Source organism: Psychroserpens burtonensis DSM 12212 (assembly GCF_000425305.1).
Classification (GTDB): domain Bacteria; phylum Bacteroidota; class Bacteroidia; order Flavobacteriales; family Flavobacteriaceae; genus Psychroserpens; species Psychroserpens burtonensis.
Window position 1 is genome coordinate 1 of record NZ_AUDE01000070.1, and the last position, 1,162, is coordinate 1,162.

The 1,162-nt window shown below is 30.3% G+C and carries 1 protein-coding gene; it reads right to left on the reverse strand.

Annotated elements, in window-relative coordinates; genetic code table 11:
- Positions 1–213 precede the first annotated feature (213 nt).
- A complete protein-coding gene (locus tag H593_RS0115440; protein WP_028873250.1) occupies positions 214–1,047 on the reverse strand; it encodes a hypothetical protein in 834 nt (277 codons plus the stop codon).
- Between the last annotated feature and the right edge of the window lie 115 nt (positions 1,048–1,162).

Here is a 1,162-nt window from a genome sequence, read left to right on the forward strand (position 1 = left end):
AAAGAGGAACACCTTATGTGGTTCTTCAACAACATGCAGCATAAAAAATAAACTGGATTATTTATTAGGATTTGATCTTGGAATACGTGTATGGCACGTTGTTTTGGTTTAGGACTAAATTAGCAAAAGAAAACGAACCAGAGGAAAATCCGTAGGATTTTCCGAGTACACACAAAGTAAACAATGGGTTATACACGTTGTTAGCCATAGTTTTTATTCCGTTAAACTGTTTAATTCTTTCTCAAATTCCGCTGTTCTATTTTTAATTTTACAGGTTTTAATCAGTTTTGAATTGCTTTTAAAATATTCAAATAGAAATTTGGATTTATGGTAACATTTGTTGTCGTTTGTTATAAAAGCTTTACAGATTGAACCATAAGCCGAATGTTTAGAATCATTTAACAAGTTACTAAAACCACCATTTTCATTCAATGAATCTGGATAAAATCCAATCAAGTCTAAATTCATATATGCAGTTGTATAATAGTCTATATATGTTAATGGGTTTTTCGAAGTGTCTCCACGCAATGATAATCCGAATTCAACAAATTCCTTTATTGAATTTCCTATGCCTATCATTTTAATTAGCTCATCCAATTGAGATACTGAAAAATTACAAATACTCTTTGGGTCTAATTTAAAATGGGTTTTGATTACATTATCTCTTATTGGACCAAAACTGTCAGTCATTTGTTTTACAACAGTTTGCCATTGTGCTAATGGTTCGGTTGAGTTATCATATACGTTTGTTTCATAAAATTCAAGCGCATTTCTTTTCTCAACATCGACATAGTCGCGTCCAAAATATTTGACCATTACTAAATCCTTTGTTTTTGCAGAAAGATAATTCAGGTCATTTTTCCGTATATCTTTAAATTCGTCAGATGTTTTTGCTAAATCTCCAAGATGTGCATCTGAATAGACTAATGTAATTTTATCAGATTCTCTTTTTAAGAAATCGTCCAGAATAATATGAGGATTTAATTTCGGCTCTTTAAGTATTGAAAATAAATTCCAATCTATGTATGTTAAATCCTCTGTTTTCAATGTTTGGTCAAATTATGGCTAACGTTTGGTGTATGGTTAGATTCTGTGTTAGCAAACAACAAAAATCCTATATTTTTTTCTATTTTTGTTTTTCAAAACGGCTTTAAGCTAGTTT